This window comes from Streptomyces venezuelae, assembly GCF_008642335.1.
GTDB classification, from domain to species: Bacteria; Actinomycetota; Actinomycetes; order Streptomycetales; family Streptomycetaceae; genus Streptomyces; species Streptomyces venezuelae_F.
On sequence record NZ_CP029191.1, the window covers coordinates 5,682,182 to 5,699,875 of the forward strand.

Annotated in this window: 15 protein-coding genes; 7 read left to right on the plus strand and 8 right to left on the minus strand. The window is 71.5% G+C overall.

Translation table 11 applies throughout. The features are described 5' to 3' along the window. Positions 1 to 45 precede the first annotated feature (45 nt). The 5 genes from DEJ49_RS25815 (at position 46) to DEJ49_RS25835 (ending at position 4,624) form a co-directional block, all read left to right on the plus strand. On the plus strand, positions 46 to 813 hold the full coding sequence (locus tag DEJ49_RS25815; RefSeq protein WP_150186325.1) for an enoyl-CoA hydratase/isomerase family protein: 768 nt from the start codon (positions 46 to 48) through the stop codon (positions 811 to 813). Positions 814 to 1,086: 273 nt separating this feature from the next. Beyond that, positions 1,087 to 1,590, plus strand: coding sequence for an ATP-binding protein (locus DEJ49_RS25820; protein ID WP_150186326.1), 504 nt, complete (start codon positions 1,087 to 1,089; stop codon positions 1,588 to 1,590). 393 nt (positions 1,591 to 1,983) lie between these two features. Next, positions 1,984 to 2,769 (plus strand): polysaccharide deacetylase family protein, encoded by a 786-nt coding sequence (locus tag DEJ49_RS25825; RefSeq protein ID WP_223833000.1) that lies wholly within the window; start codon positions 1,984 to 1,986, stop codon positions 2,767 to 2,769. A 20-nt stretch (positions 2,770 to 2,789) separates the two neighbouring features. After that, positions 2,790 to 3,983, plus strand: a complete 1,194-nt coding sequence (locus DEJ49_RS25830) for a YncE family protein (RefSeq protein WP_150188479.1) — start codon at positions 2,790 to 2,792, stop codon at positions 3,981 to 3,983. 89 nt (positions 3,984 to 4,072) lie between these two features. Then, complete coding sequence (locus DEJ49_RS25835; protein ID WP_150186328.1) at positions 4,073 to 4,624, plus strand: glycoside hydrolase family 25 protein; 552 nt, start codon at positions 4,073 to 4,075, stop codon at positions 4,622 to 4,624. A 25-nt stretch (positions 4,625 to 4,649) separates the two neighbouring features. Here the strand turns inward: DEJ49_RS25835 and DEJ49_RS25840 are convergent, their stop codons facing one another. Next, positions 4,650 to 5,594 carry an NADPH-dependent F420 reductase gene (locus DEJ49_RS25840; protein ID WP_317850468.1) on the minus strand — a complete coding sequence of 315 codons (945 nt, stop codon included), beginning with the start codon at positions 5,592 to 5,594 and terminating at the stop codon, positions 4,650 to 4,652. Here DEJ49_RS25840 and DEJ49_RS25845 point away from each other — a divergent pair. Further along, complete coding sequence (locus DEJ49_RS25845; protein ID WP_150186329.1) at positions 5,583 to 6,137, plus strand: DUF1062 domain-containing protein; 555 nt, start codon at positions 5,583 to 5,585, stop codon at positions 6,135 to 6,137. The two genes, DEJ49_RS25840 and DEJ49_RS25845, sit on opposite strands and share 12 nt — an antisense overlap. 79 nt (positions 6,138 to 6,216) lie before the next feature. Here the strand turns inward: DEJ49_RS25845 and DEJ49_RS25850 are convergent, their stop codons facing one another. Next, complete coding sequence (locus DEJ49_RS25850; RefSeq protein ID WP_150172461.1) at positions 6,217 to 6,429, minus strand: EF-hand domain-containing protein; 213 nt, start codon at positions 6,427 to 6,429, stop codon at positions 6,217 to 6,219. Positions 6,430 to 6,667: 238 nt separating this feature from the next. Between DEJ49_RS25850 and DEJ49_RS25855 the strand changes: the two genes are divergently transcribed. Beyond that, the gene (locus DEJ49_RS25855; protein ID WP_150188481.1) at positions 6,668 to 9,649 is read left to right on the plus strand and encodes a helix-turn-helix transcriptional regulator; all 2,982 of its coding nucleotides are present in this window, start codon (positions 6,668 to 6,670) and stop codon (positions 9,647 to 9,649) included. Here DEJ49_RS25855 and DEJ49_RS25860 read toward each other — a convergent pair. The 6 genes from DEJ49_RS25860 to DEJ49_RS25885 all read right to left on the minus strand — a co-directional run bounded on the left by DEJ49_RS25860 (position 9,593) and on the right by DEJ49_RS25885 (position 17,477). Beyond that, entirely contained in the window at positions 9,593 to 11,773 is a 2,181-nt protein-coding gene (locus DEJ49_RS25860) for a hypothetical protein (protein ID WP_150186330.1), read from the minus strand. The genes DEJ49_RS25855 and DEJ49_RS25860 overlap by 57 nt on opposite strands. A gap of 144 nt (positions 11,774 to 11,917) precedes the next feature. Next, positions 11,918 to 12,541: an SUKH-4 family immunity protein gene (locus DEJ49_RS25865; RefSeq protein ID WP_150186331.1), complete on the minus strand. Its 624-nt coding sequence runs from the start codon at positions 12,539 to 12,541 to the stop codon at positions 11,918 to 11,920. 92 nt (positions 12,542 to 12,633) lie between these two features. Next, positions 12,634 to 14,196 carry a glycoside hydrolase family 13 protein gene (locus DEJ49_RS25870; protein ID WP_150186332.1) on the minus strand — a complete coding sequence of 521 codons (1,563 nt, stop codon included), beginning with the start codon at positions 14,194 to 14,196 and terminating at the stop codon, positions 12,634 to 12,636. A gap of 57 nt (positions 14,197 to 14,253) precedes the next feature. Beyond that, positions 14,254 to 15,135, minus strand: coding sequence for a carbohydrate ABC transporter permease (locus DEJ49_RS25875; RefSeq protein ID WP_150186333.1), 882 nt, complete (start codon positions 15,133 to 15,135; stop codon positions 14,254 to 14,256). Positions 15,136 to 15,138: 3 nt separating this feature from the next. Continuing rightward, on the minus strand, positions 15,139 to 16,092 hold the full coding sequence (locus DEJ49_RS25880) for a carbohydrate ABC transporter permease (RefSeq protein ID WP_150186334.1): 954 nt from the start codon (positions 16,090 to 16,092) through the stop codon (positions 15,139 to 15,141). Further along, entirely contained in the window at positions 16,092 to 17,477 is a 1,386-nt protein-coding gene (locus tag DEJ49_RS25885; RefSeq protein WP_150186335.1) for an ABC transporter substrate-binding protein, read from the minus strand. Before DEJ49_RS25885 ends, DEJ49_RS25880 begins: the two co-directional genes overlap by 1 nt. Positions 17,478 to 17,694 lie beyond the last annotated feature (217 nt).

Below are 17,694 nucleotides of genomic sequence, written 5' to 3' on the forward strand. Positions count from 1 at the left end.
AAGTGCACCGGGCCCGGTCCCGTTAGTCCCCGTTAACCTGCTGCCATGACTGCAACCCTCGAAGTCGCCGAAGGCGTCGGCACGATCCGGCTCGACCGTCCCCCGATGAACGCCCTGGACATCGCGACCCAGGACCGCCTCAAGGAACTCGCCGAAGAGGCGACGCGCCGCGACGACGTGCGCGCCGTGGTGCTCTACGGCGGCGAGAAGGTGTTCGCGGCGGGCGCGGACATCAAGGAGATGCAGGACATGGACCACGCGGCCATGGTCGTACGCTCCGGGGCGCTGCAGGAGTCCTTCACCGCCGTCGCCCGCATCCCCAAGCCCGTCGTCGCCGCCGTCACCGGTTACGCGCTGGGCGGCGGCTGCGAGCTCGCCCTCTGCGCCGACTTCCGCATCGCCGCGGACAACGCCAAGCTCGGCCAGCCCGAAATCCTGCTCGGCGTCATCCCCGGCGCGGGCGGCACCCAGCGACTGGCCCGGCTCGTCGGCCCGTCCAAGGCCAAGGACCTCATCTTCACCGGCCGCCACGTGAAGGCCGACGAGGCGCTCACCATGGGCCTGGTGGACCGTGTCGTGCCCGCCGCCGAGGTGTACGAGCAGGCGCACGCGTGGGCCGCACGGCTCGCGCGGGGCCCGGCCATCGCGCTGCGCGCCGCCAAGGAGTCGATCGACGCGGGCCTGGAGACGGACATCGACACGGGGCTCGCCATCGAACGGACGTGGTTCGCAGGCCTGTTCGCGACCGAGGACCGTGAGCGGGGCATGCGCAGCTTCGTCGAGGAGGGCCCGGGCAAGGCCAAGTTCGCCTGAACTGGACCACGCGTGCGCCAAGTTGAACGGGCGTCAGCGAAGGTGTCCCTCGATGGGGCGGATTATGGACGACTTAACAGAGCCTTAAATCAAGTGGCCGCAAAGCTGTAAGTGATCATGTGTAAGCGACAAGTCACCGCAGGTCAGCCCAGCTACAACCGCTGTTGACTGCCGCTGGCATATGTCAAACCGGCCCCCCGGAATGGATGGTTCCGGGGGGCTTATTCCGCCGGAACGGCCACGGAGAGCGCTCTGGGCGGCCATGATGGGGGCATGGCGGGGCTGGAGGGTGACGAACGGCCGCGGCGGCACGGCAGTGCGACCGCGGCGCGCTGGTCGCCGGCGGTTGAGGACGAACACGCGCTGAAGGCGCTCGAGTTGTTCGGCAATCCCACGGACGCGGAGGTCCCGCTGCCGTCGCGCCCGGAGTCCGCCGCCATCGCGCGCCGCCTCGCCCAGGTCGTGGTCCTGCGCCACTGGGGCCTCTCCCCGAAACTCACCGAGGATGTCGTCCTCCTCGTCTCCGAACTCGTCGGGAACGCCGTGCGGCACACCGGCGCCCGCGTCTTCGGCCTGCGCATGCAGCGGCGGCGCGGCTGGATCCGCGTGGAGGTCCGCGACCCCTCGCGCGGGCTGCCCTGTCTGCTGCCCGTCCACGAGATGGACCTGAGCGGCCGCGGCCTGTTCCTCGTCGACAAGCTCTCCGACCGGTGGGGCGTGGACCTGCTGCCCCGCGGCAAGACCACGTGGTTCGAGATGCGCGCCGCCGACCGCTGACCGGGCGTGGATACGCGAAAGCCCCCGGTCGCCGTGGTCGGCGCGAGGGGGCCTTCGTGAAGCGGCGCGGATATTGGGGTGTGATCCGCAGCCGCCGAGACGACCTGAGCCCGGGTCAATGGGGGTCGTGTCTCCGACTATGGCAGAAGGGCCTGACGGATCCAAAAGCCCAGGGGTGTACAAAACCGGGCAAACGGTAACAGTTTAGAGGTGAATCCTTGGTGAGATGGGACACCTGCCTGGTAAACGCTGGTTAAGCGGCGGCTGTGACAGGCGATAAGCAAGGGGCGAGAGCCGGTCCGCGGGTCCGGGGCGGCGGTCCGTGCTGCCCGCGCAACGCTGCCGAAGCGGGCAATCAGCATCTTTTCCATGTTTTTCCCATTAAATGGTCCGGTGATCGAGACCGACCGCCGCAGAGCCCTGCGCGCGGGCGCCGGCCTGGTCGCCGCGGGCGCGCTCACCACCGGGTGCGCCGCGACCGGCCCCGCCGCCCCCGCACGCGACCGCCCGCCCGCAACCACCCGCCGCCCGGCCGGGCCCGCCCCGGCCGCCGCCCCCGCACCCCGCCGCTTCCCCGGCCTCCCCGCCCAGATCAGCCACGGCCCCCGCACCCGCCCCCAGGTCGCCCTCACCTTCCACGGCCAGGGTGACCCCGCCACCGCGAAGGCGCTGCTCGCCCAGGCGGAGGGAGCCGGCGCGAAAATCACCGTGCTCGCCGTCGGCAGCTGGCTCGACGCCCACCCCGACCTGGCACGCCGCATCCTCGACGGCGGCCACGACCTGGGCAACCACACCCACCACCACCTCGACATCAACACCATGTCCGAGGCCGACGCCCGCGCCGAGATCACCGGCTGCGCGGACCGCCTGCGCCGCCTCACCGGCTCCATCGGCACCTGGTTCCGCCCCTCGCGCACACAGACGGCGACGCCCCTCGTCGAACGCCTCGCCCGCCGCGCGGGCTACCCGCACGTCCTCTCGTACGACGTCGACTCCCTCGACTTCACGTCACCGGGCGCCCCGGCCGTGACCCGCGCCGTCGCGGGCGGGATCCGCGAGGGGTCCGTCGTGAGCCTGCACTTCGGGTACGCGGACACGGTCGCCGCCCTGCCCGCCGTCCTGGAAGAACTGGAACGCCGCGGCCTGCGCGCGGTCACGACCACGGAGCTGCTGACCTGATGCACCCGAACCCGAACGAGATGCTGCCCGACGCCCCGCGGCTCAGGGCCACCCGACGCACCGCGGCCGTGCTCGCCGCCGGCGCCGTCCTCGCCGCCCTCGCGGGCTGCGGCGCCGGCAAGGGCGACTCCGAGGCCCTCGGCACCGAAGGCGTCCGCAAGCCCGCCAAGCCGAAGGTCGCGCCCGGCCTGCCCGGCATGCCGCCCGTGCTCGACCCCAAGGACGCGTACGCCGCCGACCGCCCCAACGCGCTCCAGCCGGTGGCCAAGAAGTTCCTCCAGCGCATCTATGTCCCCAACACCGAGTCCAACACGGTGTCGGTGATCGACCCCAAGAAGTTCGAGGTCATCGAGACCATCAAGGTCGGCAATCAGCCGCAGCACGTCGTCCCCTCCTGGGACATGAAGACGCTCTGGGTCAACAACGACCTCGGCGACAGCCTCACCGCGATCGACCCCGTCACCGGCAAGACGGGCCGTACGGTCGAGGTCTCCGACCCGTACAACCTCTACTTCACGCCGAACGGCAAGCACGCCGTCGTCATGGCCTCCATGGACCGCGAACTCGTCTTCCGCGACCCGAAGACCATGAACCGCAACAAGACCGTCCCCGTCACCTGCGCGGGCGTCAACCACGCCGACTTCTCCATGGACGGCCGCTACTTCATCGTGTCCTGCGAGTTCTCCGGCGAACTCCTCAAGGTCGACACGGAGAAGATGGAGGTCGTCGGCCAGCAGAAGATCCCCTTCAAGGGCGCCATGCCGCAGGACGTGAAGATGTCGCCCGACGGCAAGACGTTCTACATCGCCGACATGATGGCGCACGGCATGTGGGTCCTGGACGGCGACAAGTTCACGGAACCGAAGCTGATGCGCACGGGCAAGGGCTGCCACGGCCTGTATGTCAGCCGCGACTCCAAGGAGATGTACATCTCCAACCGGGGCGAGGGAACGATCTCCGTCTTCGACTTCCCGAAGAACAGGCTCACCAAGAAGTGGAAGCTCCCGGACGGCGGCAGCCCCGACATGGGCGGCGTCTCGGCGGACGGCAACACCCTCTGGCTGTCCGGGCGTTACGACTCCGAGGTGTACGCCATCGACACCCGAACCGGAGTGCAGCTGGCCCGCATCCCGGTCGGTAAGGGGCCGCACGGCCTCGCGGTGTACCCGCAGCCGGGCCGCTACTCGCTCGGGCACACGGGGATCTTCCGTTGAACAGTTGATGGTTGACGGTTGACCGTAGCCAACAGCGGGCACAAAACGGGCAGTTCAGGTACTGCCTAGCGCCCAATCTGGAGGCGCCCGTGATCCGTGGCATCGACGTCAGCTCCCACCAGACGACCTTCGACACGGACGGTTTCTCCTTCGTCTTCATAAAGGCGACGGAGGGCCGTTCGTACGTCAACCCGAAGCTGTCCGCCCAGACGAAGCGCGCCCGCGACGCGGGCTGCGTGGTCGGCTACTACCACTTCCTCTGGCCGGGCAACATCAAGGCGCAGGCGGAGTATTTCGTGAGCAAGGCCCCCGAGAAGGAGGGGGACCTGCTGGCGGCGGACTGGGAGTGGACGGGGGACCATACGCGCGCGAGCAACGGCGAGAAGGACCGCTTCATCCGGGAGGTGAAGCGGCTGCGGCCCGACCACCGCGTCCTCCTGTACTGCAACCGCGACTTTTGGTTGAACCACGACACCACTTCGTACGCGGGCGACGGACTGTGGATCGCCGACTACGTCCGCGCGGGCAAGCCCCGCATCCAGGCGAAGTGGAAGATCCACCAGTACACGTCGACACCGCTGGACAAGAACGTGGCCGATTTCGAGGACGACGACGCACTGCGGGAGTGGGCCACGCCCTGAGTGTCGTCCCAGGAGGGCGCGTCGGTCAGGCGCGCCACTCCGCCGTACGCTCCGGGGACGCCGCGTCCAGCGCCTTGCGGATCTCGTCCGTCCCGCCGGTGTTGCCGTACACGGGGGTTCCGGGCTGCTGACGCCAGGACTCGTCCTGCCCGCCGTTGTCCACGGTGTCGAAACCGAGCTCGTCGATCAGGTCGCGCACGACCTTCTTGGCGGCCTCGTCGTCGCCGGACACGGGCAGCGCGACCCGGCCGGGGGCGCCCTTCGGCAGGGGCTTGTCGAGGATGTCCTGGGCGTACGTGCCGTTGAAGGCCTTGATGACGGGGTGGCCGATCTGCCGCTCGGTCCAGCGGCTCTCGGTGAGGCCCTCCTCGATCTCGGCGATCCTCCCGTCGCGCTGCTGCGGGTAGTAGTTGCCGGTGTCGATGACGGCGACGTCCTCGGCCGCGCCGTCGAGGAAGCCGGCGGGCAGGTCGGGGACGGCCTTGAGCGGGACGGTCACGACGACGACCTGCGCGCCGCGCGCGGCCTCGCCGACGGCGACGGGCTTCGCGCCGGTCTCCTCGGCCAGGGCGGTCAGGGTGTGCGGGCCGCGCGAGTTGGCGACGGACACGTCGTGGCCGAGGGCGGTGAGGCGACGGGTGAGGTTGCCGCCGATGTTGCCCGCGCCGATGATGCCGATCTTCATGACTGACTGCCTTTCCGAGGCGAGGCGGCGGGGTGCCGCGGTCGTAACGGAGGGAACCTCCGGATCGGCGGGAGTATTCCGCGTTCGTCCTCGGAAAACGGGTGGAGCCGTGCCGACGGAGCCCATTACCGTGCTGCCGGACCACATCGCCCAGGCTAAGGACGTGCCGTTGTACACCGTGTGAGACACCCCGAGCGCTGATCGGTCGCGCGTCGCGCCTGCGCGCCGCGCTGCTTCTTGCTGCGGTCTTCTCACTGAAATCGGTGTACTTCTGTGCTCACCCATTGGGTCGTCATGCCCACCTGCCTGCCTCAGGTTCTCCGTCGCTGTCACACCTGCGCGTCCGGGCGCTTCCGTGCCGACGGGAAATTCCGGGTCAACGCGAACCACAAGCTGATCGACGCCTGGCTCCTCGCGCTCTGCACGACGTGCGGGGCGACCACGAAGCTCACGGTCCTGGAGCGGCGGAACGTCCGTTCCGTACGGCCCGCGCTGCTGGACCGCATGCACGCCAACGACCCGGCTCTGGCAGCGGAGTTGCTGCAGGATCCGGCGCTGCTGCGGCGCAATCGCGTGTCCGTCGACTGGGACGGGGCCTGGCGCCTCGACACGGGCGCCGGGGCGCCGGACCGCCCCGACGGCGACGTGCTCGACGTCTCGGTCCGCTTCGCGGCCCGGATCCCGGTCCGGCCGGTGCGGCTGATCGCCGAAGGGTGCGGTCTGTCGCGGGGCGAGGTGGAGCGGCTGATCGTGGAGGGGAAGGTCGTCTCGGCGGTCCGCCTCGGCGGCAGGACCTCCGGGGACTTCACCTTCCTGCTGAAGCGCTGACACGGGCGGGGAACGACGAAGGGCCCGGCACCTGGTGTGCCGGGCCCTTCCGTCGCGTCGGCCGGTGCCGACCCGCCGACTACTTGTTCAGGCTCGCCCAGAACTCGTCGAAGGAGAGACGCTTGTCCGCGTCGGTGTCCTTCGTGCCGATCACGGCCTCGGCCACCGCCTCGGTCTGGTAGAAGTCGCCCATCCTGGCCATGGCGCTCTTCCACTCCGCCGCCGTGATGAAGCCGTCGCCGTCCGCGTCGAACTGCTCGAACGTCTTGCGCGCTTCCTCGATGTCCGCCACCGGATCCACCCCTTCTTGGTGCACTACTGACGGGGGTCAGGGTAACGGTCGCGCCGGGGCCCGATGACAAGGAGTAGGGCCCATGGCCAGCACTTCCGTCCGTGATCACATCGTGACCTTTCTCCATATCTTGTGCACGAACCGATATCCCGGCCCGCGTCGCGCGCGAGGCGGGTGCGGTACAACGTCACCGAGGGGGCCCGCGCGCCTCCGTGAAGGGGCGTGGGCTGTGGTGGAGATGGTCGGAGGCGCGAAGGGGCCCGCGGGGCGGGCGCCGTTCGTGGGCAGGGGTGCGGAGCTCGGCCGCCTCGAAGCGCTGCTGGACGAGGTCGGGGCGGGGGGAACGACCGCGGGCGTCGTCGACGTGGTCGGGGACCCGGGGATCGGCAAGAGCAGGCTGCTGACGGAGTTCGCGGCGCTGGCCAGGGACCGGGGCGTGACCGTGCTGCGGGGCAGGGGGTCGGAGAGGGGCAGGGCGCTTCCGCTGCGGCCGTTCACGGACGCCTTCACCGAACTCGACCCGCGCGCACGCCGCGCGTTCCCCTCGCTCGGCGGACTGCCCGCGATGGTGCGGGGGGACGGTGACGGCGCGCTTCCGGGCGCGGTGTCCGTCGGGGTCTCGGGCGCGGTGTCGGGCATGGACCTCTTCGGCCTGTGCCGGGTCACCGCCGCCGCGCTCGGCGGCGTCGGCGGGCGCGGTCTCCTCGTCGTCCTCGACGATCTGCACTGGGCGGACGAGGCGACGGTCGAGCTCGTCGACCATCTCGTACGCCACCCCGTGCGCGCCCCGTTCCTGCTGGCCGTCGCCCGGCGTGAACGCCAGTCCCCGTCCGCGCTGTCCGCCGCCCTCACGCGCGGCCTCGACTCCGGTGTCGTCCTGCGGACCGCCCTCGGGCCGCTGAGCGGGGACGAGCTGATCCCCGCGTTCGCCGCGGGGGTGCCGCGGGAGCGGGCCGCGGAGATGTACGAGGCGAGCCAGGGCAGTCCGCTGTACTTCCTCGCTCTCCTCCACGGCGACCACTCGGCGGCGTTCCTCGACGAACTCGCCGGTCTTTCCGCGCTGGAGCGGGCCGCCCTGGACGCCGTCGCGGTGCTCGGCGAGCACGCGCACACGGACCTGATCGCCGCCGTGACGGGCGCCGACCGCTTCGACCTCATCGCCGCGCTGCGGGAGCTCATCGACCGCGACCTCCTCAGGCCGGACCGGCGCGCCGGCTGCCTCGCGCCCCGCCACCCGCTCCTGCGCGCCTGGATGCGCGAGGCCGTCGACCCCTGGCGGCGCCTCGAACTGCACCGCGCGGCCGCCGTCGAACTCACCCGGACCGGCGCACCCCTCAACGACCGCGCCCACCACGTCGAGGAGTCCCTCTCCCGCTGGGACCCCAAGGCGGCCGCGATCCTGACGGAAGCGGCGGAGCAGGCCGCCGCCACGGCACCCGCCGACAGCGCACGGCTCCTCGGCGTCGTCCTCCGCGTCCTGCCCGACACGCCCGAACACCACGCCACCCGCAGCGAGTTGATGCTCAAGCAGGCCACCGCGCTCGGCATGACCGGAGCCGTCAAGGAGAGCAGGGACCTCCTCCACCGGCTCATCGCGACACACCGCCCCGCCCCTGAGGGGCCCGAGGGCGGGGACGCGCTGCGGACGGCCGCCGTCGTGCAGTGCGCCTTCATGGAGCGCACCCTCGGGCGGTACGCGGCGGCCGGCGCCCTGCTCCGCCGCGAACTCGACCGCCGCCCCGGCCCGCCGCCCGCCCAGCGCACCGGCCTGGTCGTCGAGTGGGGCAACCGCGCCCTGTTCGCCACGCGCTACCTCGACGTGCGCGACGACGTGGCCAGGGCCCTGGCCGACGCCCGGCTCCGCGGCGACGAACTCGGCGCCGCGGAGACCCTGACGCTCGCCGCGCTCGGCGAGGCGTACCAAGGGGAGACCGAGGCGGCCCGCAGATATGCCGCCGACGCCGCCGCGCTCACCGACGTCACGACCGACGCCGACCTCGCCGGGCAGTGCGAGTCGCTCGTACGCCTGGCCTGGAGCGAGGTGTTCCTCGACGACTGCGCCGCCGCGCGACGCCACTCCGAACGCGGCGTCGACATCGCCCGGCGCACCGGCCGCCCCTTCGCCCTGGCGCAACTGCTGCTCACCGGCGCGTACGCCCGCCTCACCACGGGCCGCCTGCACGAAGCGCTGGAGTGGGCCGACGAGTCCGTCGCGGTCGCCGGAGCACTGGGCGGCGCCGAACTCCTCGGCATCAGCCGGGCCATCCGCGCCCTCATCCTCATGCAGGTGCGCCCGGCCGGGGACCCGGAGGTGCTGGCCGCGGCCGAGGAGGCGGCGGCGACGGTGGGCGCGGTCGAGGGCTGGTGGGCGACGGTGTCCCGGTGCCTGCTCGCGTACGCCGCGCTGGGCGCGGGTGACCCGTACCGGGTGCGGGACATCCTCATGGACGCGGGCGGTGACAGCGACCTGTCCCGCGTACAGCCCTCGATGCGGCCCAACTTCTTCGAGCTGCTCGTCACCGCGTCGCTGGCCACGGATGACGTGGCGGACGCGGAACGCTGGGCGTCCCACGCGCTGGCCCTGGCGGACCGCCTCGGCCTGCCCGTCCAGCGGGGCGCGGCCCTGCGCGCGGTCGGTCTCGTCGCGGCGCGGCGGGGTGAACTGGCCGCGGCGGACGAGGCGTTCACGGAGTCCGCGCGTGAATGCGCGCGGGCCGGCGCGGTTCTGCGGGAGGCCCAGAGCCTCCTGCTCGGCGCCCCCTTCGCGGCCGCCACCGGCGACACGGCCCGCGCCGCCACCATGTCCCGCCGCGGCCTGCGCCTCGCCGAGGAGAGCGGAGCGCGCCTGCTCCTGGACATGGCGGCACGGGGGCGGGCGGAAAGCGGGAGCGCGGGCCGGGACCCCGGCGGTGCGGACGTGCCCGCGGCCCCGCCCGCGTCCGGCCCCGCACTCGACCCGGCGGCGACCGCGCCACCGGTTCCCCACGCCGACGTCCCCCCACTGCCGTCCGGACCGTTCGCCTCGCTGACACCGCGCGAGCGCGAGATAGCCGCGCTGGTGGCCGAGGGCCTCACCAACCAGGCGGTCGCCGACCGGCTCTGCCTCAGCACGCGCACGGTCGAGAGCCATGTGGGCCGGGTGTACCGCAAAACGGGCGTCACCTCACGCGCGGCCCTGGCGTCGCTGGTGACGCGGTGCGCGGCCCGGCCCGGCGAGTAGGTCGCACTCCTCCGCGAGGTGCGCCAACGTGCCGTCCGGGTCCGGGCGTTCGCGTACCGCTGCCGCCAGTGCGCTCGCTCGGGCTGCCGCCCTGTCGTGGTGGCCGAGGGCGAACTCCAGGCGCGTGGCGAGGAGTTCGGTCGGGTGCAGGTCCGCCAGGCCCGGGCCGCCGCACGTGCGTAAGGTCTCGATCGCCCGTTCCGTGTGGGCCAGTGCGGTCTCGAAGGCGCGTGTGTTGGCCGTGTACTGCTCAGGGGTGCCCCAGTCGGCCAGCGGAGGGCCGTCGGCGTGTTCCATCGCCAGGCGGGCCAACTGGACGTGCGTGCGGCCCAGTTCCACGTACAGCTCCGTGCGTTCCGGGTCCTGTTCCGCCGCCTCCGCGTGGTGTCGGTTCGTGCGCAGGGCCTCCGCCATGGCCGTGTCGGCGGCGGCGAGTCCGTGTGCGGCCAGGGTCTCCCACGCGCGGGCCCGCTGCGCGCGGACCAGGGCGCCGTCTTCGCCGAGGGCGCGCCACAGTTCCTCGGCCCGCGCGTAGGCCCGGCACGCCTGCGCCGGCTGTCCGGCCAGGCCCAGCGCCTGCGCCGCCCGCTGGGTCAGGGAGGCTTCCTCGTGCCGGCCGTCGGGCGAGGTGCGCGCGAGTGCGGCGGCCAGCGTGAACTGGGCCGCTGCCAGAGCCGGTTGGTGCGTGTGGAGGTAGCCGCGGGCCAGCCAGGTGTGTGCCTGGGTGCGGTCGTCCGGCTCGTGGGTCTCGTCGAGGTCGGGCAGTACGGACTCCAGGACCGCCACGGCCTCGTCGTGACGGCCCGCCTCGCAGTGCAGCCCGCCGAGCCGCAGCCGGGCCAGGGTGCCGAGGTGCCGGCTGCCCCCGGGAAGCCCCGCGAAGTACGCGGCGTCGGCCAGGAGCCGTTCCGCTTGCGGGCCCGTCCCGTCGTCGGACGAGGCGAGGGACTGCGCGAGGGCCAGGGACAGGCGGGCCCGGTCCACCGGGGACAGCGACGACTCCGGGCCGGGACCGGGGTCGGGGCGGGAGCCGGGGGTGCGGGAGTGCGGTGCCGGGCCGGGCGGCCCGGCGGACAGACGCAGGTCTTCCCGCAGCGGTTCCGCGGCCATACGGGACCGTACGCCGTCCGAGACGGCGGTCGTACCGTTTCGGCGGTCGAAGCGGGACGCCAGGCCGAGCGCCGCCTCCCTGGCGTGGTCCAGCAGCGTCGCCGCCGTCCACGCGCCGCCCGGCGGCCCCGGCACCGGCCGCTTCCCGTGGCCCGTCTCCACCGCACGGCGCAACAGCAGCGCCGCGCCGGCCAGCCACTCCAGATGGTCGAGCGGATCGCCCGTGTCCGCCCAGCGCCGGCTCTGCTCGGCGAGGATCCGCAGGCCGCGCGGTTCGTTGCCGGTGAGCGCGCAGAACTCGACGTGCCGTCCGACGACGGAGCCGAACGCCTCCTCGGCGCGGACCATCCCGTAGCCGCGCAGATGGTGGTCGCGGGCCTGGTCGGTGCGGCCCGTGCGGACCAGGGGCAGCAGCGACCGGGCGAGGGTCTCGTGCGGCTCGCGGTGGCAGCTGTGGGTGCCGTTCAGGACCGGCTCCCACCCGTCGAGGGCCGCCCGGTCGTCGCCCAGGTCCAGCTGCCGCAGGCCCTCCGTCGCGTACTCGCAGGCCAGGCAGTCGGCCATGTCGTCCCGCGCGGCCGCCGTCCACGCGGTGTACGCGCGCGTGGCGCGGGCCGCGTCGCCCAGATGCCGGGCGAGCCTGAACTCGGCGCCGTGCACGGCCCGTTCGGAGTACCCCGCCGCGCTGTAGCGGCGTCGCATCCGGGCCAGCCACGCCTCGACCTCGGTGAGCGGGACGCCGGGCTGCCGCCGTGCGTCGGTCACCACCCACTTGAACATCCAGTGCAGCCGCCGGACGTCGTCCTCGCCGAAGTCCGCCGGGTGCTCGTCGTACAGGCGCAGCAGCCGCCGGAACGGCACGAACGTCCGCGCGCACTCGCCGCCGAAGCTGTACGACTGGACGAGGAGCGTCAGCGCCGCCACGAGCCGCGGGCGGTCGTCGGTGGCAGCCGCCTCGTCGGCGAGCTCTCCGGCGCGGGCGTGGAGGTTCCTGGTCGCGCCCTGCGGGCCCATGTGCGTTCCTAGTTCGGCTGGTCCGGGGCGGGTGCGGACACGGCACGGCTCCCCCTGGACGCACAGCCTTTCAGGACGCGACCGGTCCCGGCATCCGTAGAACTACGCAAACGACTACGCAAAGAGTCGGCAAAACGGCAACGGTCACCCGTACAGCGAGCGCCCCGCCGGACTGTCCCCCGTAAAGCGCTGACCTGCGGCGATCTCGTCGCCGATCACCCACCAGGCCGTCTCGTCGTCCCGGAACGGGAGAGGGTCGACGCGGCTCGTCTCCTCGCGGACGCGCCCGACCTCGCGCTCCAGCCGCTCGAAGCCGGCCTCCTCGCCGTCGTCGCCGAACGCGAACTCGTCCAGCAGGCGCTGGAACCGGAGAGTGACGTGCACGAGGGAGGATACGTCCGCGTGGAGTGCCCGCGCGGTCTCCTCGTCGGGGTCGAAGGCGTACACCTTCCCGGAAACGGGGTCGAGGACCAGGTGCGCGTTGAGCAGCCAGCCGACGACGGGCCATGCCCCCGCGTCCTCCGCCGCCCCCTCCTCAAGGCCTTCGAGGTCCTCGACGTCGACGACGTCCCCGGCGAGGGGCAGCAGTCCGGAGTCCTCGTCGGGCACCCGCAGATGAAGCGTCCCGGTGGGAACGCCGACGGTCTGGAGGAGACGGGCACCCGGCGTGTCCGCGGCCGGGGCGGGAAACGCGGACGCGGGCAGCGTCGCGAGCCGGCCCTCGCCGAAGATGCCGGTGACCGCGGAGCGGGTGACGTCGAAAAGCACTGCCGGAACTCCGTCTGGATCATGGGGGAGGGGCGGTTGCGCCCTCCTCCTCATGGTCCCCGAACCCCCGCCCGGCCGACAAACGACGCCTCTCAGGCCCGCAGCCAGACCGCGGTGTCCCGCGGCAACCGCCCCCGCGGGGACAAGGGACCGCTGGCCAGCAGCAGTTCGGTGTCCGCGGGCAGCGCCGCGTCGCCGGGCCCGAAGTTGACCAGGCAGATCAGCGTGGCGCCGTCCCGCTCGCAGGTGCGTGCGAAGGACAGCACGCCGGGCTCGTCGGCGCGCAGCCTGCGCAGCGGTCCCGCGTCGGAGAAGGAGCGCCGCAGCCGCAGCGCCGTCCGGTACAGGGAGAGCATCGAGTCCGGGTCGCGGTCCTGGGAGTCGGCCGCGTACGCGGACCAGTCCGGCGGCACGGGCAGCCAGCTCCGCTCCGGGGCGCCGTCCCACGGCAGCGGCACCCGGCAGCCGTCCCTGCCCGGGTCGACGCCGCCCGACCGCGCGTGCATCGGGTCCTGGACGCGGTCCCGCGGGATGTCCGCCTCCGGCAGTCCGAGCTCCTCGCCCTGGTAGAGGTAGAGCGAGCCGGGGAGCGCCAGGGTGAGGAGCGCCGCGGCCCGCGCCCTGCGCGTGCCGAGGGCCAGGTCGGTGGGGACGCCGAACCGTTTGCGTTCGAAGGCGAAGCCGGTGTCCTCGGCCCGCCCGTAGCGCGTGACCGTGCGGGTCACGTCGTGGTTGGCGAGGACCCAGGTGGCGGGGGCGCCGACCGGGGCGTGCGTGGTCAGGGTCAGGTCGATGGACTCCCAGAGCTGCGTCGGGTCCCATGGCCGGGACAGGAAGTCGAAGTTGAAGGCGGTGTGCAGCTCGTCCGGGCGCAGGTAGCGGGCGAAGCGCTCCGCGTCCGGCAGCCAGATCTCGCCGATGAGCGCGGCGCCGTACTCGTCGGCGATCCGCCGCCAGGAGCGGTAGATGTCGTGCAGTTCGGGCCGGTCGTGGAAGGGGTGCGGGCGGGCCGGATCCATGGAGGGCAGTCCGTCCGCCTTGGCGAGGAGCGCCGCCGAGTCGATGCGTACGCCCGCCGCGCCGCGCTCGAACCAGAAGCGCAGCACGTCCTCGTGTTCCTGCCGGACTCTCGGGTGGGCCCAGTTGAGGTCGGGCTGTTCGGGTGCGAACAGGTGGAGGTACCACTCGCCGTCCTCCGTGCGGGACCACGGCACCCCGCCGAACTCGCCGACCCAGTCGTTGGGCGGCTCCGGCGAGTGCGGCCGGAAGTGGAACAGCTCCCGTTCCGGGGACCCCGGCCCGGCCGCCAGCGCCGCCTTGAACCATTCGTGCTGGTCGGACACGTGGTTCGGCACGATGTCCACGATGCAGCGCAGGCCGAGCTCCCGGGCCTCGGCGATCAGCTTCTCGGCCTCGCCGAGGCTGCCGAACGCCGGGTCGATGGTGCGGTAGTCCGCGACGTCGTAGCCGCCGTCGGCCATGGGTGACAGGTACCAGGGGGTGAACCACAGGGCGTCCACGCCCAGTTCGGCCAGATAGGGGAGACGGGCCCGGACTCCGGCGAGGTCGCCGGTGCCGTCGCCGTTCCCGTCCGCGAAGGAACGGACGTACACCTGATAGATGGCAGCGCTGCGCCACCACTCCGTGCTGGGCAAGGGGAGTCCTTTCGTACGTGCTCCGAAGACGTGCTGCGGGGAGCTGCTGCGGAGAGCTCAGCCCTTGAGGCTGCCGGCGCCGAGCCCGGCGATGATGTGGCGCTGGAAGACGAGGAAGAGGGCGACCAGCGGCAGGGAGGCCATGACGAGCCCGGCCACCAGGCTGTTGAGCGGGGTGTCCTGGGCGACGCGCTGGAGGAACACGCTCAGCGGTTGCCGTGCCGGGTCGGGCAGCACGAGCAGCGGCCAGAGGAAGTCCTTCCACGCCGTGACGATGGAGAGGATGGAGACCACGGCGATGATCGGTCGGGCCAGTGGGAGCACCACGCGCCACATGGTCGTCACGGGCCCCGCGCCGTCGACCTTCGCCGCGTCGAGGAGCTCGTCGGGGATCCGGTCGAAGAAGTTCTTCAGGATGTAGATGTTGAACGCGTTGGCGGCCGCGGGCAGCCACACCGCGCTGGGGCTGTTGATCAGGTTGCGGTTGAACAGCGGGACGTCGACGACGGTGAGGTAGACCGGCACGAGGAGCGCGGTGGCGGGCATCATCAGCGTCACGAGCATCAGGCCGAGCACCACGTTGCCGAACCGGGGGCGCAGCTTCGACAGGGCGTACGCGGCCGGGATCTGCACCGCGAGTTGCACCAGCCAGGCCCCGCCGGCCAGGACGACCGTGTTGAGGAAGTAGCGGGAGAGGTCCATCTCCCGCCACGCCTTCGCGTAGTTCTCGGGGTGCCAGCTCTCGGGGACGTACGTGGGCGGGTTCCGCGCCAGCTCGGTGGAGGACTTCATGGCGCCGGTCGCCGCCCAGTACAGGGGCACGATGAAGGCGACCGTGAAGAGGAGGAGCGCGAGGGCGAGGACCGACCAGTAGATCAGCCGTCCCTTGCGCGTCTTCAGGACGGCGGGGCGGACGAGGGTGCGCGTCGAGGCGGACATCGCTCACTCCTTGGCGGCGCGGGTGACCCGCAGATAGAGGGCGGAGAAGACGCCCAGGGCGATCAGGAGCAGCAGGCTCAGTGCGCTGGCGGTGCCGAAGTCGTTGTAGACGAAGGCGTACCGGTAGACGAGGAACATTACGGTCACCGTGGAGTCCTCGGGGCCGCCGCCCGTCATGACGTACGGCTCGGTGAAGACCTGCATCGTCGCGACGATCTGGAGCAGCAGCAGGACGAGCAGCACGAACCGGGTCTGCGGGATCGTGACGTGGCGCAGCCGCTGCCACACGTTGGCACCGTCCAGCTCCGCCGCTTCGTACAGCTCGCCGGGGATGGTCTGGAGCGCGGCCAGGTAGATCAGGGTGGTGGTGCCCATGTTGGCCCAGGTGGAGACGATGACCAGGGAGATCAGCGAGGTGGACGACGAGTCCAGCCATGCCGATGTCGGCAGGTGGAGCGTGCGGAGGATCTCGTTGAAGAGGCCGGGGCCGGGGTCGTAGAACCACTTCCACATCAGCGCGACCACGACCGGGGGCAGCATGACGGGCAGATAGACGAGGACCCGGAAGTACGCGCGCGCGTGCCGGAACTCGTTGAGGAGGACCGCGGTCAGGAACGGCACGGCGAAGCCGAGGACCAGCGCGTACAGGGTGAACAGGCCGGTGTTCTTCCAGGCGGTGAGGAACAGCGGGTCGTCGAAGAGCTTCGCGAAGTTGCTCGTGCCGTTCCACGTGTTGCCGGTGGCGAAGTTGACGTCCTGGAAGCCGAGGAGGACGTTGCGGACGATCGGCCACCAGGAGAACAGCGCGAAGATCACCACGGCCGCGCTCAGGAATCCGTACGCCGTCACGTTCTCGCGCAGCGCGCGGCGGCGGGCCGCGCGTGGTCTGCGGGGTGCGGGGGAGGGGGCCGGCGCGACGGCCGTGTCCCGGGCCGGTGTCTTCAGGGACGTGCTCATCAGGAGGCGTCGTAGATCGCGTTGACCTTGTCCTCGGCGGTGTCGAGCAGGGCGTCGATGTCGGCGTCCTTCTTGGTGAGGACGGACTGCATCGCCGAGTCGAGGACCGCGTAGACCTCCTGGGCCCTGGGCGGTTCGATCACGCCGGGCACCTTCGGGGCGGAGTCCATGAACGCCTGGTAGTTGCCGGTCGGCATGTTGGCGTTGTCCTTCTTGACCTTCTCGATCCGGTCGCGGACGGCGCCTTCGAAGACGTCGGGCACGGTGGGCATCGGGATGCCGACGGGGAGCTCGGCGTCGGCGTAGTCGGCGACGTTCTTCTCGATGACGTCGGGGTTGAGGTAGCGCCACTGGATCCACTTGACGCCGGCCTTGATCTTCGCCGGGGACGCCTTGGGGTTGAACATGTAGCCCTCGCCGCCGAGCAGCGTGGCCTTCGCGTCGGGTACGGGGGCGAGTGCGTAGTCCTCGTACTTCCCGCCGAACTGCTTGGCGATGACGGTGATGTTGTCGGCGGCGGCGACGTACATGCCGAGCTTGCCGGAGCCCATCATCCGCTGGACGTCCTCGACCTGGAGCAGCTGCTTGCTGCCCATCGATCCGTCCTTCCAGCGCATGTCGTGGAGGTCCTGGAAGGTGGCCTTGCCCTCGGGCGTGTTGAACGCGGCCTTCCACTTGCCGTCGCTCTCGGCCGCGATCCGGCCGCCGCGGGAGTACAGCTCCGCGGTGTAGTGCCAGCCGCCCTGGTTGTTCTTGGAGAAGTCGGCGTAGCCCACGGTGTTGTCGCCGAGCGCGGCGATCTTCTTGGCCGCCTTGCGGACGTCCGCCCACGTCTTCGGCGGCTGGTCGGGATCGAGGCCGGCCTTCTCGAACAGGGCGCGGTTGTAGATGAGGCCCATCGAGTAGTTCGACGTCGGCAGGCCGTACTGGTGGCCCTCCTCGTCCTGGAAGATCTTCATCAGCGGGTCCTGGAGGTCGCCGCGGCGCGGCATGTCCTTGACGGCGTCCGTGATGTCCGCTGCCTGTTTCTTCTCGATCAGGGACCGGGTGTCGGTGAAGTAGACGTAGAAGACGTCCTCCAGCTTGCCGCCCGCGAGCTTCGCGTTGAACGTCTTCGGGTCCATGAAGCCCTCGTGGGGCACGATGTCGATGTCCGGGTTGGCCTTCTCGAACTGCTGCACGTGCTTGTCGTAGAGCTTGCGCTCGAAGGCCTGGGTCTTGGGCGGCTGTCCGTTGACGTCGAGCGTCACCTTGCCGCCGGAATCCGATTCGGCGCCGTCGCTGCTCGTGCCGCACGCGGTGAGCGCGATCAACGCGAGGACGGTCGCGGTGGCGAGCGGGAGCGTGCGGCCGCTGCGGCCGCGTGGGCTGCTCGTGGATGACATCGGGAGACCCCCTCCGGGTCGTGCTGTACGTCCGTGCTGTGGGTGCCGGGCCGTGCGGCGCATACATAACCACCGACGCAACCGGGCACGCAATAACTTGAGCAGAGATTGAAAAAAGTTGATTGATGTGTGGAGGGCAGCGCGATGCGCGGTGTCACGACTTCCGCTTCGGCTGTAGTCAACTCGACAGTTCTCTGCAATTCTCCCACTGCTTCAC

Bases quoted from the DNA above. Each gene is read 5' to 3' on its own strand.
- DEJ49_RS25885 (WP_150186335.1), bottom strand. From the start codon at position 17,477: ATGTCATCCACGAGCAGCCCACGCGGCCGCAGCGGCCGCACGCTCCCG.
- DEJ49_RS25840 (WP_317850468.1), bottom strand. From the start codon at position 5,594: ATGGGTGAGCACAGAAGTACACCGATTTCAGTGAGAAGACCGCAGCAA.
- DEJ49_RS25880 (WP_150186334.1), bottom strand. From the start codon at position 16,092: ATGAGCACGTCCCTGAAGACACCGGCCCGGGACACGGCCGTCGCGCCG.
- DEJ49_RS25860 (WP_150186330.1), bottom strand. From the start codon at position 11,773: ATGGGCCCGCAGGGCGCGACCAGGAACCTCCACGCCCGCGCCGGAGAG.
- DEJ49_RS25820 (WP_150186326.1), top strand. From the start codon at position 1,087: ATGGCGGGGCTGGAGGGTGACGAACGGCCGCGGCGGCACGGCAGTGCG.
- DEJ49_RS25875 (WP_150186333.1), bottom strand. From the start codon at position 15,135: ATGTCCGCCTCGACGCGCACCCTCGTCCGCCCCGCCGTCCTGAAGACG.
- DEJ49_RS25815 (WP_150186325.1), top strand. From the start codon at position 46: ATGACTGCAACCCTCGAAGTCGCCGAAGGCGTCGGCACGATCCGGCTC.
- DEJ49_RS25855 (WP_150188481.1), top strand. From the start codon at position 6,668: ATGGTCGGAGGCGCGAAGGGGCCCGCGGGGCGGGCGCCGTTCGTGGGC.
- DEJ49_RS25830 (WP_150188479.1), top strand. From the start codon at position 2,790: ATGCTGCCCGACGCCCCGCGGCTCAGGGCCACCCGACGCACCGCGGCC.